3 pseudogenes are annotated in these 2,139 nt (G+C 59.6%); 2 read left to right on the top strand and 1 reads right to left on the bottom strand.

Going from position 1 to position 2,139, the window contains the following annotated elements:
- Nucleotides 1–437, bottom strand: a pseudogene (locus WCB02_RS21070) (hypothetical protein); the annotation flags it as partial.
- A 327-nt stretch (nt 438–764) separates the two neighbouring features.
- Here WCB02_RS21070 and WCB02_RS21065 point away from each other — a divergent pair.
- Nucleotides 765–1,070 (top strand): annotated as a pseudogene (locus tag WCB02_RS21065) (transposase zinc-binding domain-containing protein); the annotation flags it as partial.
- 561 nt (nt 1,071–1,631) lie between these two features.
- Nucleotides 1,632–2,139: pseudogene (locus tag WCB02_RS21060) on the top strand (TAXI family TRAP transporter solute-binding subunit); the annotation flags it as partial.

Below are 2,139 nucleotides of genomic sequence, written 5' to 3'. Positions count from 1 at the left end.
CCGCTGCGGACGGCTCTACTGACAAACTGCACCTGCATGAAATTGGTCATCGCCAACGCGATACCCGCGGCGAGGCAAAATGCGGCGCTGAATCCAGCAACCGTGCCAAGGCTCAACAAGAATCGCCTGTCTTGCGGTGGAGGTGGCATCACGACGGGGTCGAGCGTCCCCATACCGGCCCCGTAGGGAATTTCTTCAAATTCCGTCCTCTGCCCGCGCGATGGCACCGTTGTGAACTCCACCTCGATGTCGGCCTGTTGGTCGATGGACGGCCGATGCCTCTGCGCCGAGCGCCAGCTTGTCTCGTGCTGCTTGGTCAGCGCGGCAACTCTCTCCTGAATACGGCGTACCTCGTTGTGCTGCTGAAGATCTCCGATCCCGGGCGGGACGCTTGCAGCCAGCCCCTCGGCATTTTCACCGTGTTTTGGGACACCCATCACCAACCTCCCGACGACCGACCCGGCATGATCGCGCGGCGCGTCTAGTGCTGTTTGCGATCAGAGCATCAACCCGCCCATCGACGGGCCCTGGTACGTTGCTTGAGCGGTTTTGCTTCCTTGGCAGTATGCCGGCGCGTCTTTCGCGCTGATTGGCCGCTGCAGTTTCGTTCTTTCGCAAGGTTGCGCCGAGATTTTTGGCGGCAACGTTAAGAGTCGAAGACCATTGTGTGTTTATTTTCGGGCGAGGCGCGCGGTCGTGCACCAGCCGCCACGGCGCTTCGCATCCTCGCCGTCGGCGCCCCAACACTTCTGACGGCCGATCTCATGGGTCGTTCAGATCTGGAAGTCGCGGATATATTCGGTCGTATGGTGCTTGCCTGGCGAGAGCAGCACTTGGCATTCTACAGATCGAACGACGCTCGCCATGACTGCCATCGCGCGCTGCCGAACGTCGGCGCCCGGAGGCCGCGTCGAACAGTGCGAGCACGTGGCGAACGACGGATCGCGAAGAACACCTGCCACTTCCGCGATTGCCCCAAGTGTTGGTGGCTCCCGGAGCGGAATGGATCGAGGCTCGGCGAGAACAGAGCAATTCGATACCCGGCATTTCCTGTCATCTTCACCGTTCCCGTCGCCTTTGATGAGGCTTGCCGCTGTTTCTGATAGGGGCATACGTCTTTGTTATCGCCTTCGGTGCACTGTCTATCGCAGTAGTAATCCATCACGTTGTTCACGCGATCGATGACCTCAGGTTCTTCTTGCGGTTTTGCCCGTACAAGTTGGCGCCATCGTCTCCGTCCCCGGACCCATCCTTCGGCCGGAGCTCTTGAGCCAGGCCAGGCCGCGATCAACGCGGACGTACAAAGATACCGGCCCCAAAATATAGGGTCTAATTTCAGCCGCGTTTAAGGGCGTTCTATTAGCAGCATCATGCTGCCGAGATGTTGAGGGGGAGGTATCATGGCTGAGGTTTCCCGCGCGTTGATCTGCATTGGAGTGGCGGTTCTCGCGTGTGGCGCAAGTGCGCAGCAGAAAGGACCAGTTCAGCGGTCAAGAGTCCTGGTTCAGCAGCCAAGCGTCCCGGAAGAGCAAAGAGGCCCGGCTCAAATCGGAGGGTTACCCGAGCGTGACGCGCTCAATGCCGGCACGGTTACTGTGATCACGGCGCCGATCGGCGGTCCGATGTCGATCATGGGTTCGGATATGGCGGCCGTGCTCGACAATGGCGACGAACTTCGGGTGCTGCCAATTCTCGGCAAGGGCTCGGCCCAGAATCTCATCGACATCATCCGGCTGAAGAATATCGACATGGGATTCGTCACGTCGGACGCGATGGAATTCGTGAAGACGGAATACAACATACCGGACATCAACAAGCGGGTCCGGTACATCGCGCCGTTGTTCCACAACGATATTCACATCGTGGCGCGTCGGGAGATCCGAACACTTCAGGATCTCGCCGGTAAGCGGGTTTTCGCCGAACGCAGCATCGGGCTACCGGCGGCGCGGATCATCTTTCGTCGTATGGGGATCGAGGTGGCGGATATCGATTCGCAAACCGATCCTGATGGCGGCTTGCAGAAGCTGCTCAGCGGCGAGCGGGACGCCTGGGTCGCGAGCGTCTCGAAGAACTCGCCGGTCATCAAGAATATCAAGAACGAGGGCGGCAACTTCCATCTGCTCACCGTTCCCTACGAGC

This window comes from Bradyrhizobium sp. (assembly GCF_049581145.1).
GTDB lineage: Bacteria > Pseudomonadota > Alphaproteobacteria > Rhizobiales > Xanthobacteraceae > Bradyrhizobium.
This window is presented reverse-complemented; position numbering and strand designations above follow the sequence as displayed.